Annotated in this window: 1 pseudogene; it reads left to right on the top strand. The window is 73.8% G+C overall.

Annotated elements, in window-relative coordinates:
* Window positions 1-145: pseudogene (locus tag FJ658_RS16930) on the top strand (dCTP deaminase); the annotation flags it as partial.
* Window positions 146-233: the final 88 nt, after the last annotated feature.

Here is a 233-nt window from a genome sequence, read left to right as displayed (position 1 = left end):
CAGCTCGCCCGTCCTCAACGCCTACGGCTCCGGTGCCTACGCCAACCGCTACCAGGGGCAGCGCGGCCCGACCGCCTCGCGGTCGTGGCAGGACTTCCACCGCACCGACGTCACCGCGACGGATGCGGGATCGCGCGGCGAGTGAGCGCTACTTGCCGGCCGGCCAGGCGGCCAGCTGCAGCGAGAACCACGGGCTGAAGGCGAAGGGCGCCGCGGTCACCGCCATCCGCACC

This window comes from Schumannella sp. 10F1B-5-1 (assembly GCF_006517535.1).
Lineage (GTDB): Bacteria > Actinomycetota > Actinomycetes > Actinomycetales > Microbacteriaceae > Schumannella.
The sequence above is the reverse complement of the archived record's forward strand: the minus strand, read 5'-3'. Positions and strand labels throughout refer to the sequence as shown.